Annotated in this window: 11 protein-coding genes and 2 tRNA genes; 7 read left to right on the top strand and 6 right to left on the bottom strand. The window is 50.6% G+C overall.

Going from position 1 to position 11,219, the window contains the following annotated elements:
* Positions 1–49 precede the first annotated feature (49 nt).
* A complete protein-coding gene (gene argA, locus DES37_RS01430) occupies positions 50–1,381 on the bottom strand; it encodes an amino-acid N-acetyltransferase (protein WP_036102636.1) in 1,332 nt (443 codons plus the stop codon).
* 247 nt (positions 1,382–1,628) lie between these two features.
* Between argA and amiC the strand changes: the two genes are divergently transcribed.
* Positions 1,629–2,882: an N-acetylmuramoyl-L-alanine amidase AmiC gene (gene amiC / locus DES37_RS01425; protein ID WP_110024585.1), complete on the top strand. Its 1,254-nt coding sequence runs from the start codon at positions 1,629–1,631 to the stop codon at positions 2,880–2,882.
* Between the two features lie 197 nt (positions 2,883–3,079).
* On the opposite strand, the gene DES37_RS01420 is transcribed toward amiC, so the two are convergent.
* Positions 3,080–3,156, bottom strand: a tRNA-Met gene (locus tag DES37_RS01420).
* Positions 3,157–3,217: 61 nt separating this feature from the next.
* A tRNA-Met gene (locus tag DES37_RS01415) sits at positions 3,218–3,294 on the bottom strand.
* A 206-nt stretch (positions 3,295–3,500) separates the two neighbouring features.
* On the opposite strand from DES37_RS01415, the gene mltA reads away from it, so the two are divergent.
* Complete coding sequence (gene mltA, locus DES37_RS01410) at positions 3,501–4,595, top strand: murein transglycosylase A (protein WP_110024743.1); 1,095 nt, start codon at positions 3,501–3,503, stop codon at positions 4,593–4,595.
* Between the two features lie 62 nt (positions 4,596–4,657).
* Positions 4,658–5,470: a tRNA cyclic N6-threonylcarbamoyladenosine(37) synthase TcdA gene (tcdA, locus tag DES37_RS01405; protein ID WP_036102627.1), complete on the top strand. Its 813-nt coding sequence runs from the start codon at positions 4,658–4,660 to the stop codon at positions 5,468–5,470.
* Here tcdA and csdE read toward each other — a convergent pair.
* Both csdE and csdA read right to left on the bottom strand, forming a co-directional pair.
* Positions 5,461–5,901 carry a cysteine desulfurase sulfur acceptor subunit CsdE gene (gene csdE, locus DES37_RS01400; protein WP_110024584.1) on the bottom strand — a complete coding sequence of 147 codons (441 nt, stop codon included), beginning with the start codon at positions 5,899–5,901 and terminating at the stop codon, positions 5,461–5,463. The two genes, tcdA and csdE, sit on opposite strands and share 10 nt — an antisense overlap.
* Positions 5,902–5,906: 5 nt before the next feature.
* Positions 5,907–7,112, bottom strand: a complete 1,206-nt coding sequence (gene csdA / locus DES37_RS01395; RefSeq protein WP_110024583.1) for a cysteine desulfurase CsdA — start codon at positions 7,110–7,112, stop codon at positions 5,907–5,909.
* Between the two features lie 190 nt (positions 7,113–7,302).
* On the opposite strand from csdA, the gene DES37_RS01390 reads away from it, so the two are divergent.
* The 4 genes from DES37_RS01390 to rlmM all read left to right on the top strand — a co-directional run bounded on the left by DES37_RS01390 (position 7,303) and on the right by rlmM (position 10,328).
* Positions 7,303–7,530 (top strand): YgdI/YgdR family lipoprotein, encoded by a 228-nt coding sequence (locus tag DES37_RS01390; protein ID WP_036102621.1) that lies wholly within the window; start codon positions 7,303–7,305, stop codon positions 7,528–7,530.
* 352 nt (positions 7,531–7,882) lie between these two features.
* Positions 7,883–8,800, top strand: coding sequence for a glycine cleavage system transcriptional regulator GcvA (gene gcvA / locus DES37_RS01385; RefSeq protein WP_036102614.1), 918 nt, complete (start codon positions 7,883–7,885; stop codon positions 8,798–8,800).
* 39 nt (positions 8,801–8,839) lie between these two features.
* The gene (locus DES37_RS01380; RefSeq protein ID WP_064601079.1) at positions 8,840–9,235 is read left to right on the top strand and encodes a DUF423 domain-containing protein; all 396 of its coding nucleotides are present in this window, start codon (positions 8,840–8,842) and stop codon (positions 9,233–9,235) included.
* Entirely contained in the window at positions 9,228–10,328 is a 1,101-nt protein-coding gene (rlmM, locus tag DES37_RS01375) for a 23S rRNA (cytidine(2498)-2'-O)-methyltransferase RlmM (RefSeq protein ID WP_036102607.1), read from the top strand. The genes DES37_RS01380 and rlmM overlap by 8 nt, the downstream gene beginning before the upstream one ends.
* A gap of 40 nt (positions 10,329–10,368) precedes the next feature.
* On the opposite strand, the gene xni is transcribed toward rlmM, so the two are convergent.
* Positions 10,369–11,127 carry a flap endonuclease Xni gene (gene xni, locus DES37_RS01370; protein ID WP_110024742.1) on the bottom strand — a complete coding sequence of 253 codons (759 nt, stop codon included), beginning with the start codon at positions 11,125–11,127 and terminating at the stop codon, positions 10,369–10,371.
* Positions 11,128–11,219 lie beyond the last annotated feature (92 nt).

The following is an 11,219-nucleotide window of genomic DNA, read 5'->3' as shown; positions in this document are numbered from 1 at the left end:
AACAGTACCGGTGGCAGGCTCGCCACCGGTAAGCAATGCGACAAACTACTCAGGTAAGGTCAGCCATCAGCACTTTAGAGCGCCGCTGGTAGTTGTACATTTTCTTTTTGCTTTCGGGCAATGAGTCGATATCAACAGGCGTAAACCCGCGCTCCTGGAACCAGTGAATACTGCGGGTTGTCAGAACAAACAGTTTATCCAGCCCAATTTGTTTTGCCTGGCTGGCAATCCGTTCCAGCAGTATTTCTCCCCGGGCAGAACTGCGGTAGTCAGGGTGCACGGCGACACAGGCCATTTCGCCAATTTTCTCTTCCGGGAAAGGGTAGAGCGCGGCGCAGGCTATTGTCAGGTTATCTCGCTGAATAATGGTGAATTTATCAATTTCCATTTCCAATTGCTCACGAGAACGGCGAACCAGAATGCCTTGTTGTTCCAGCGGGTGAATCAGCTCAAGGATCCCACCAATATCGTTGATAGTTGCGCGGCGAATTTGTTCCGCACTTTCCATCACAATCTGGGTACCGATACCATCGCGGGAGAACAGTTCCTGCAGCAATGCGCCATCTTCCTGGTAGCTTATCAGGTGGCTGCGGCGTACCCCGCTGCGGCAGGCTTTTACTGCCCCGCGCAGGAAACGTACAGTACCTGAATAATAATCACCTTCTGCTTCGAGCGCATCTACGCGCTGCTGTGCTTCATTCGGGAAGAGTTCAGAAATAATATTCCCGTCTTCGTCTGTCACACCTTGCGATGAGCAAAAGCCAATCATTTTTTCTGCTTTCAGTTTGATTGCCAGTTGCGTAGCGATTTCTTCTGATGTCAGGTTAAAGCTTTCACCAGTAACAGAGACAGCAACCGGGCCCATCAAAACAATTGCACCGCTATCCAACTGGCGGTGAATGGCTTCTTCATCAATTCGGCGAATACGTCCGCTGTGGCAGTAATCAATGCCATCGTCCACACCCAGGGGCTGAGCGATGATAAAGTTACCGCTGACCACATTAATATGTGCGCCCTGCAGTGGTGTATTATTCAGGCTCATCGACAGGCGAGCGGTGATATCCAGTTGCAACAGGCCTGCTGCCTGTTTCACCAGCTCCAGTGTTTTACTGTCTGTCACACGGGTATTTTTATGATAAACCGGTTCGTGATGGTGCTCGGCAAGGTTTGCATCAATTTGTGGGCGCGCACCGTAAACGACAACCAGGCGGATACCAAGGCTGTGCAGTAAACCAATATCATTGACAATACTGGAGAAATTCTCATGCTCAATGGCTTCACCGCCCAGCATGATGACAAAGGTTTTCCCTCTGTGTGCGTTAATATAGGGGACAGAATGGCGGAATCCCTGCACCAACTCGATTCTACGCTCCTTTACCACGGCAACACCCTCAATGCATGATTATTCGAAATAAGTGTATTTTTATTCTTTTATGGGCCTGGGTGCAAGTCCAAATTTAACCCTGTAAAATAGCGGGTCTTTGGAGTAAGGCCTGATTTGTTGAGGTTTGTTTACCCTTTTATTGATGACAGGTGCACAACCTTTCGTTAAAGTTTCGATTTAATATTTACCGTTGTGGCACATTTCCGGCCTGGCAACGCAGCGTTTTAAAATGCTCAGGAGAAGCATGTCAGATTCTCATTCATTGTTTAGCCGTCGAAATTTACTTAAAGGTGCTGGCGCGATGTGGCTTCTTAGCGTCAGCCCGTTGAGTTTTGCTGCCGCAAGCCACGTTATCGCGATTCGCGTCTGGCCCGCATCAAGTTATACGCGTGTGACAGTTGAATCCAGTCACCAGCTTAAATATAAGCAGTTTGCGTTGAGCAACCCATCCCGCCTTGTTCTGGATATAGAAGGTGTGCAGTTAAACTCGGTTCTGAAAGGGCTGGGTAATCTTATCAACGCTAATGATCCTTATATCCGTTCCGCCCGTGTCGGCCAGTTTGATCCCCATACTGTGCGCCTGGTGTTTGAACTCAAGCAAAATGTCACCCCTCATTTATTCGCGCTGGCACCTGTTGCTGAATTTAAAGAACGCCTGGTTATGGATCTATACCCGGTTAATGCCTCCAGTGAGCAGGATCCGTTGCTGGCATTGCTGGAAGATTACAACAATGGCGATTTAGATAAAAAAATGCCTGCGCAACCACAGGGGCCACAACCGGGTAAAGCCGGTCGTGATCGTCCAATTGTTATCATGATAGATCCCGGGCACGGTGGCGAAGATCCGGGGGCTATTGGCAAATATAAAACACGCGAAAAAGATGTGGTGTTGAAAATCGCGCGCCGTTTGCGGTCACTGATTGATAAGCAGGCCAACATGAAGGCCTACATGACACGCAATGAAGATGTCTTTATTCCGCTGAAAGTCAGGGTGGCGAAAGCCCAGAAACAACGGGCCGATTTGTTTGTCTCGATACATGCGGATGCATTTACCAGCCGTGAGGCCCGCGGTTCTTCCGTATTTGCATTATCAACGAAAGGGGCGACGAGTACCGCCGCGAAATACCTGGCGCAGACGCAAAACGCCGCCGACTTAATTGGTGGTGTCAGTAAAAGTGGCGACCGTTATCTGGACCACACTATGTTCGATATGGTGCAGTCACTGACTATCACTGACAGCCTGAAGTTTGGCAAAGAAGTGCTCAATAAATTAGAACGAGTGAACCGGCTGCATAAAAACCGGGTAGATCAGGCCGGGTTTGCCGTCCTTAAAGCACCTGAGATCCCTTCTATACTGGTGGAAACCGCATTTATCAGTAATGTGGAAGAAGAGCGTAAGCTCAAAACCGCCAGGTTCCAGCAGGAAGTGGCTGAGTCTATTTTCTCCGGAATACAGGCTTATTTCGCAGACAGCTCCAAACTGGCACGTCGCAGCTAATACCCGGGTATATCACCAGCAGAGAAGAGCGCGTCGGGGTGTTCTTCTCTGTTGTTGTCAGTAAAAAATAGCGGGTTGCTGCTTGTGAAAAAGGCTGCCGGGGATTTTTCAGGTTGGGGGCGTTGCAGGTAGTGAGGCGTAGTCAGATTTTTTCTGGCGCCAGAAACAAAAAAACACCCATCAGGGTGTTAATTTATTGGTTGCGGGGGCCGGATTTGAACCGACGACCTTCGGGTTATGAGCCCGACGAGCTACCAGGCTGCTCCACCCCGCGTCCGTCTTTCTTCTTCACTTTTTCATTTTGTAAACAGCATATAACGCTTAATCTACAAAATTGGTTGCGGGGGCCGGATTTGAACCGACGACCTTCGGGTTATGAGCCCGACGAGCTACCAGGCTGCTCCACCCCGCGTCTGTGGAAGCGCACTATACACTCATCATGTTGTGATGCAACCTTTTTTTAAATCAACATGCTGATTCGTGCCAGTTGTGGTGAAATATTCAGCTATATGCCGGGTTTTTGCGCATATTACAGGTTGGCGCGAGCCTGCTGATTTTATTCAGGCCCGGGGTTTGTTATCTTCGCGAAGCGAACGCAGTTATAACGAAGGGAAAATCATGAAATCTCATTGGGGGAAGGTGTTAATTGCAGGCTGTCTGGCGACCATGCTGGCTGCCTGTTCCTCAAAACCGACGGATCGTGGTCAGCAATATAAAGACGGTGAACTCACTCAGCCTTTTTCACTGGTAAACCAGCCTGATGCCATAGGCGCACCAATCAATGCTGGTGATTTTGCAAAGCAGGTGGGGCTTATTCAGGGGGCATCGCCCCGGTTGTACGGTTCTCAGAGTGCAGTCTATGATGCGGTAGAGCGCTGGTTACGCTCGGGTGGCGATACCCGCACACTACGCCAGTTCGGTATTGACGCCTGGCAAATGCAGGGTGTGGATAATTACGGCAACGTGCAGTTCACCGGTTATTACACACCGGTTATTCAGGCTCGCCATACTCGCCAGGGCGCTTTCCAGTATCCGATTTACCGTATGCCACCAAAACGCGGCCGGTTACCTTCTCGTGCCCAGATATACTCGGGTGCACTGAGCGATAACTATGTGCTCGCCTGGAGCAACTCCCTGATGGACAATTTCATTATGGATGTCCAGGGTAGCGGTTATGTTGACTTCGGTGATGGAGAGCCGCTGACATTCTTTGGGTATGCTGGTAAAAATGGCCATGCCTACGTGAGTATCGGTAAGGTACTCATCGACCGGGGTGAAGTGAAGCGCGAAGATATGTCTATGCAGGCTATTCGTGAATGGGGTCAGCAACACAGTGAAGCAGAAGTGCGTGAACTGCTTGAGCAGAACCCTTCCTTTGTTTTCTTTAAACCAGAAAAACTGGCTCCGGTAAAAGGTGCCAGTGCGGTGCCGCTGGTTGGCAGAGCATCCGTGGCTTCTGACCGCTCGATTGTACCGGCAGGCAGCACGATTCTGGCTGAAGTCCCTGTTCTGGATGACAACGGCAAATTCGCAGGCCAGTATGAATTGCGAGTTATGGTTGCTCTTGATGTTGGCGGAGCAATTAAAGGCCAGCATTTCGATATTTATCAGGGGATTGGCGATGCTGCCGGACATCGTGCGGGCTGGTTTAACCATTATGGCCGCGTTTGGGTGCTGAAAACAGCGCCAGGAATCGGTATATTTAGTGGCTGACTCTCTTCCTTGCGGGCTGGATTATCCAGCCCGTTTTATTTGTAGAATATCTGAGGTTTTTCATGGCTGTCGTACTGACGGATGCCTGGCTGCAACGCTTTGGCGGTACTGCAAGGCTTTATGGGCGTGAGGCTCTGCAGTGTTTTGCTGATGCACATATTTGCGTTGTCGGCATTGGTGGCGTGGGTTCATGGGTTGCAGAAGCGCTGGCGCGTACAGGCGTGGGTGCTATTACGCTGATTGACATGGATGATGTTTGTGTCACCAACACAAACCGGCAGATACATGCATTGCAGGGGAATGTCGGGCTGGCGAAAGCGGAAGTTATGGCGCAACGTATCGCCGCAATCAACCCGGAATGCCAGGTGACAGTTGTGGATGACTTTGTTACTCAGGATAACGTGGCACAACTGCTGGATAAAGGCTTCAGTTACGTGATTGATGCCATCGACAGTGTGCGCCCTAAAGCTGCGCTGATAGCCTGGTGCCGGCGCAACAAAGTACCTCTGGTTACAACGGGAGGTGCGGGTGGACAAATCGATCCTACCCAGATTCAGGTGGCAGATCTGGCGAAAACTATCCAGGATCCTCTGGCTGCCAAAGTTCGTGAACGCCTGAAAAGTGATTTCGGCGTAGTGAAAAACAGCAAAGGAAAGCTTGGTGTGGACTGCGTTTTCTCCACCGAAGCCCTGGTTTACCCGCAAATGGATGGCTCCGTTTGCGCCGCGAAAAGTACCGCAGAAGGGCCAAAACGCATGGACTGTGCTTCCGGGTTTGGTGCGGCAACAATGGTTACCGCAACTTTTGGCTTTGTCGCCGTATCTCATGCATTGAAAAAGATGCTGGCTAAAGCTGCCCGCCTGGCTCAGGGCTGAGCGTGCGCCGCTTCTTTTACTGCCGCTTCCAGAGCATTCAGCCCCTGGTTGCGGCTGGCACTTAATTGCGCCTTGAGCCCTAAGGTGTCAAATAGCGCCAGTGGGCTGCTATTTTGCAGTTGATCACGGGTTTTCCCTTCAATGCCCGTTAACAATATCGCCAGCAGGCCGCGCACTATTCGCCCTTCGCTGTCGCCGAAGAAGTGCAACTGCCCATTTTCGGCCTGCTCCCACCCAAGCCATAAACGGTTTTCGCAACCACTGATTTCGTGTGCCCGTTCCCGTTCATCACTGGGTAGTGGCGGGAGCTTTTTACCCAGCAAAATTAACTGGCGGTACTTTTCCTCCCAGGCGGTGAGCTGCGCAAATTCATGTTGCAAGGATTCTGGCGTTATCTGGGTTCCGAAAGGGTGTTGTCCGGTTAAAGGCATATGGCTTAGTCCAACAAAATTGACAGCGCCTGGTCAAACGCTGCAACCAGGGCGGCAACATCGTCTGGCGTATTATAAGGCGCAAATGAAACCCGTAGTGTACCTGACACGCCCAGAGCAGCAAGCAGGGGTTGTGCGCAGTGCTGACCAGAGCGTAAAGCGATACCGGCGCTACTAATCAGCGTTGCTAAGTCGCTGTGGTGCAGGCCATCAACCGTGAAAGCAAACAGGCTGGCATGGGGTGCCCGAAACAGCCGGACACCGGGCCTTTGTGCTAACTGGTGTGCTGCGCTGTCGGCTAGCTGGCCCGACCAGGCTTCTGCCTGAGCAGTATCAACCTGCTCCAGCCATTGCAGTGCCGCATTCAGGCCTGCGACACCCGCCATATTGGGTGTGCCAGCCTCGAAACGCCACGGGGCTGGTTGCGTGGTAAAGCCATCAAAGGAAACATCAGTAATCATTTTCCCGCCACCCAGCAACGGCGACATATCTGCCAGCAGTTCCGCTTTCCCGTACAGTACGCCAATACCTGTCGGGCCATAGAGTTTGTGGGCAGAGAATGCATAAAAATCACAACCCAGTGCGGTGAGGTCTGGTGGGTTGTGCACAATACCTTGCGCGCCATCGACAACAACAAATGCACCGGCCTGGTGAGCCAGTGTTATCGCCCGGGCAAGGTCAGGCTGGGCTCCAGTCACATTAGACATTTGGCCAACAGCCAAAATTTTGCAGCGAGAGGTCATTAAGCCGGGTAATTGCTGAATATCTGGCAGACCTTCACTATTCACCGGCCATTTCACCACCCTGGCACCAGTCTGTTCAGCCACCATAAGCCAGGGCACCAGGTTTGCATGGTGCTCTGCTTCACTGACGATAATTTCATCTCCGGCCTGCAGGCGAGAGCGGGCAAACCCCTGGGCTACCAGATTGATGGCTTCTGTCGTGCCCCGGGTCCAGATAATCGTGTTTGGGTCCGGGGCATTCAGATATTGAGCGACCAGAGTACGGGTATTTTCGTATTGCTCCGTCAGTTGCTGTGCCTGTACCGACTGGCTACGGTGAACGTTGCCTCCGCTGCTTTTGTAGAATGCTGTAGTCGCATCAATGACTGCGCCAGGTTTCAGGGCAGTTGCAGCGCTATCGAGATAAATCGGGCCATCATTCAGTGCAGGGAATTGGGCGCGAAACTGGCTGGGATTAAATGATTTCATGCTTTTCCTCATTTCATGGCGTAGATCGTGGCGTATTTTGAAGCGTTCTACAAGCCATGACAGGGATTCAGATTCCTCCAGGAATGAAAATGGTCGTCGGGGAGTTTGTTATGCTGAATAGTGTTAGCAATTTTATTTTCAATAGTGCAGCTGCGTTATAAAGCAGCATCTCATACTGAAGGAGGCGAGAATGACAAAGGTTTATGCAATGCTGTGTGCGGGGATGATGACACTGGCACTTTCAGCCTGCTCCGGAACCAACTATGTGATGCACACCAATGATGGCAGAACGATTGTCACTCAGGGTAAACCTTCAACCGATGATGAAACTGGCATGATTAAATATGAAGATGCCAGTGGGGCTCAACAACAGATAAACCGTTCAGATGTAAAAGAAATGACAGCGCTGGATAACTGATATTTGCTGATCTTAACGCAAAAAAAAGCACCGCAAATTGCGGTGCTATACAAATCACTATGGACAGACAGGGTAAATGTACAGGAAGTGAAAAAGGCAGCCTTTGCCGCCGGGGTCTGAATAGCAGACCAATGCAAACACAACAACACAACATCACAACCGTAAGCCAAAAGCCCCTCTAAAACCTTCATTTCAGAATAGCTTTTCGTTCCGGCTCAGGAAGTGACGCCACTATAGGTATTTGCTGGTGCAACCTCAACGGACAATTTATAATGGCTCAGATAAAAAAAACTAATAGGTTAAACTCTGTTTCCTGTTTGTTATTATTGGTTAACATAAAAGCCAGGCAAAGATGTCAAAGCGACTTCCACCTCTCAACGCATTACGTGTATTCGATGCTGCAGCGCGCCAGTTGAGTTTTACGAAAGCGGCTGAAGAATTATTCGTTACTCAGGCGGCGGTCAGCCACCAGATAAAGTCCCTGGAAGATTTTCTGGGGCTTAAATTATTCCGGCGGCGTAACCGTTCCCTTCTGCTTACAGAAGAAGGGCAAAGCTATTTTCTCGATATCAAAGAAATATTCTCCCAGTTAACTGAGGCAACGCGCAAACTACAGGCGCGCAGTGCGAAAGGGGCATTAACAGTCAGTTTACTGCCAAGTTTTGCGATACAGTGGCTGGTACCGCGTTTATCAAGCTTTAACGCTGATTACCCGGGCATTGATGTACGTATTCAGGCGGTGGACAGGCAGGAAGATAAGCTGGCGGATGATGTCGATGTGGCTATTTTTTATGGCCGGGGAAACTGGCCGGGGCTGCGTGTTGAAAAGCTTTATGCTGAGTATTTGCTTCCTGTTTGTTCGCCGTTGTTGTTAACCGGAGATAAACCGTTAAAATCCCCTGAGGATTTAATTCAGCATACGCTTTTGCATGATGCGTCGCGCCGTGACTGGCAGGCCTACACCCGGCAACTGGGGCTGGCGCATATTAATGTGCAACAAGGACCGATATTTAGCCACAGCTCGATGGTGTTGCAGGCTGCTATCCATGGGCAAGGGATTGCGTTAGCCAATAATGTTATGGCGCAATCTGAGATTGAAGCAGGCCGCCTGGTCTGTCCTTTCAATGATGTGCTGGTGAGTAAAAACGCGTTCTATCTGGTTTGTCATGACAGCCAGGCAGAGCTGGGAAAAATCGCAGCCTTCCGGCAGTGGATCCTTGCGAAAGCGGCCAGTGAACAAGAAAAATTCCGTTTTCGTTATGATCATTAATCTGTGCTGCCAGGGCAGGGCACAATTTAAGGTAATATCATGACCAGCCGTTTTATGCTGATTTTTGCCGCGGTGAGCGGTTTTGTTTATGTCGCCTTTGGCGCATTCGGCGCACATGTTCTCAGTAAGTCTATTGGGGTTGCTGAACTGGGATGGATACATACCGGGCTCCAGTATCAGGCATTCCATACGCTGGCAATTTTAGGGCTGGCGGTGGCAATGCAACGCCGGATCAGTATCTGGTTTTACTGGAGTAGTGTTTTTCTGGCATTAGGGACAGTTTTGTTCAGCGGCAGTTTGTACTGCCTGGCTTTGTCCCAACTCCGTTTGTGGGCGTTTGTCACCCCCGTTGGTGGCGTGAGTTTTTTAGCCGGTTGGGTATTGATGCTGATTGGCGCAATTCGATTGAAACGCAAAGGTGTAACGCATGAATAAGGTAGTACTTTACTGCCGGCAGGGTTTTGAAAAAGAGTGTGCCGCAGAAATAACTGATAAAGCGGCGCAATTAGAAGTGTACGGTTTTGCCCGGGTAAAAGAGCATTCTGCCTGGGTTTTATTTGAATGCTACCAGGATGGCGATGCAGAAAAACTGATAAAAAACCTGCCATTTATGTCGCTGATTTTTGCCCGGCAAATGTTTATCACCGGCGAATTGCTTAAAGATTTACCGCCCGAGGACCGTATCACACCGGTTGTTGCCGCACTTACCGGCCAGGTTGATAAAGGCGGCGATTTGCGTGTCGAGGTTGCCGATACCAACGAAAGTAAAGAGTTGATGAAGTTCTGCCGTAAATTTACGGTACCGTTGCGTGGTGCGTTGCGTTCTGCCGGGGTGTTATCAAAAGTTGAAAACAACCGCCGCCCGGTGGTTCATGTCTTTTTTATCGCCCCGGGTTGTTGCTATGTGGGTTATTCCCTGAGCACCAATAATTCGCCATTTTATATGGGGATACCCCGCCTTAAGTTCCCCTCCGACGCACCAAGCCGCTCGACCCTTAAGCTGGAAGAAGCTTTTCATGTGTTTATTCCTGAAGATGAATGGGATGAACGCCTGGCGAACGGTATGTATGCCGTGGACCTGGGAGCCTGCCCGGGTGGTTGGACATACCAACTGGTGAAACGCAACATGTGGGTTTCCTCCGTTGATAACGGGCCTATGGCACAAAGCCTGATGGATACCGGGCAGGTGACCTGGTTACGGGAAGATGGTTTCCGTTTCCGCCCTAATCGCAACAACATTTCATGGATGGTGTGCGATATGGTGGAAAAGCCCGCCAAAGTAACGGCACTGATGGTGCAGTGGCTGGTAAATGGCTGGTGTCGGGAGACCATTTTTAACCTCAAGCTGCCAATGAAAAAGCGCTATGAAGAGGTGTCACAAAACCTGGCGTCTATTCGTAATGCACTGGATGAACAGGGAATTAATGCCACAATCCAGGCGCGGCAGTTGTACCATGACCGGGAGGAAGTCACCGTGCATGTGCGCCGCTGGTGGGCGGCTGTAGGTGGGCGGCGAGACGAGCGTTAAGCGTGCCTGTGGTTACTGGTTTACCGGCCAGTAACCAGGGCTATGGTTTATTAAGGCGAAGTTGCTGCAGGTTGCCGGATAACACCATCCCGGTTTCCAGCGTAACCAGCTTTCTGCTAAGCAGGGCATTGTCATATTGCCCTGCGAGCTTCTTCTTCCACTTTTCTGGAACGTCATCCAGGTGTTGCCAGAGGTTTTCCAGAGTCTGGTACTGGCTGATTAACTGGCTGGCCGTTTTGGGGCCAATGCCTGGCACCCCTGGGATTTTACTGCTGCTAACCCCCGTCAGGCCCCAGTAATGGGGTAATGCTTCCGGGGTTACACCAAACTCTTCTGCAATAAATGGGGTATCCAGCCAGCGTTTTTGGAAATAGTCACGAATCCGAATAGTGGGCGACAGGAGCTGGCAGTAGCCTTTATCAGTGGAAACTATGGTGGCTAACTGCCCGGCGGCAGCAACTTTTGCAGCCAGCGTTGCTGCCAGGTCATCTGCTTCGCAGTTTTCCAGTGACCAGCAGGCAACGCCCTGTTCAGTGAAGGCCTTGCGAATCAGTGGCATCTCATTTTGTAAATCTTCCGGTACTGCTGAGCGGCCTGCTTTATATGACGGAAACAGGCGATAGCGCCAGCCGAGGTGCCGGTTCTCGTCATCGAATACCGCAACAGCATGAGTGGGGCTGGAGTGGTTGAGTAACTGCCTGAGCGCATGTATGCAGGTATCCCGGCAAGGGGAACCGGATACAGCATGAATGCGGCGGATAAGATTCAGTGCGTCAATTATCAGTAAGTGTGATGACATAGCAGTATTTTTCAGCAAGTTACTATAAATAAACCCTACCATTTTATGGCTTTGGCTACCAGGCTGGGGGAAAACAATGCGCGGCAGTTTCC

This window comes from Mangrovibacter plantisponsor, from assembly GCF_003182475.1.
Classification (GTDB): Bacteria; Pseudomonadota; Gammaproteobacteria; order Enterobacterales; family Enterobacteriaceae; genus Mangrovibacter; species Mangrovibacter plantisponsor.
Note: the sequence above shows the minus strand (reverse complement) of the source record. Positions and strands in the feature narration are given on the sequence as shown.

Bases quoted from the DNA above. Each gene is read 5' to 3' on its own strand.
- gcvA (WP_036102614.1), top strand. From the start codon at position 7,883: ATGTCAAAGCGACTTCCACCTCTCAACGCATTACGTGTATTCGATGCT.
- rlmM (WP_036102607.1), top strand. From the start codon at position 9,228: ATGAATAAGGTAGTACTTTACTGCCGGCAGGGTTTTGAAAAAGAGTGT.
- csdA (WP_110024583.1), bottom strand. From the start codon at position 7,112: ATGAAATCATTTAATCCCAGCCAGTTTCGCGCCCAATTCCCTGCACTG.
- csdE (WP_110024584.1), bottom strand. From the start codon at position 5,901: ATGCCTTTAACCGGACAACACCCTTTCGGAACCCAGATAACGCCAGAA.
- xni (WP_110024742.1), bottom strand. From the start codon at position 11,127: ATGTCATCACACTTACTGATAATTGACGCACTGAATCTTATCCGCCGC.
- tcdA (WP_036102627.1), top strand. From the start codon at position 4,658: ATGGCTGTCGTACTGACGGATGCCTGGCTGCAACGCTTTGGCGGTACT.
- DES37_RS01380 (WP_064601079.1), top strand. From the start codon at position 8,840: ATGACCAGCCGTTTTATGCTGATTTTTGCCGCGGTGAGCGGTTTTGTT.
- mltA (WP_110024743.1), top strand. From the start codon at position 3,501: ATGAAATCTCATTGGGGGAAGGTGTTAATTGCAGGCTGTCTGGCGACC.
- DES37_RS01390 (WP_036102621.1), top strand. From the start codon at position 7,303: ATGACAAAGGTTTATGCAATGCTGTGTGCGGGGATGATGACACTGGCA.
- amiC (WP_110024585.1), top strand. From the start codon at position 1,629: ATGTCAGATTCTCATTCATTGTTTAGCCGTCGAAATTTACTTAAAGGT.